Below are 210 nucleotides of genomic sequence, written 5' to 3' on the forward strand. Positions count from 1 at the left end.
TTATCCGGCGGATGGTGAGCGGGTGAGCACGTTGTAGCGGAAGCCGTATTTGGTGACGTAGCCGGCGCTGCGTCGGCCGGTTCCGGCGCCGGAGAGCGGTATGCCGCGTAGCAGCCCGGAGGTTCCGGCGTTGGAGGTGGCGGTGGTGTTGATGCCGGCGAGGCCGGCTGGCTCGGTGGATACCGGGTTGATTTCTGCGATGGGTGTGGC

The 210-nt window shown here is 67.1% G+C and carries 1 protein-coding gene; it reads right to left on the bottom strand.

Going from position 1 to position 210, the window contains the following annotated elements:
* Positions 1–210, bottom strand: a 210-nt coding sequence (locus tag AC5Y2L_RS28625) for a PPE family protein, SVP subgroup (protein WP_499940111.1), incomplete at its 5' end; no start/stop codon positions are given.

The sequence above is a fragment of the Mycobacterium sp. NGS66 genome, assembly GCF_059812225.1.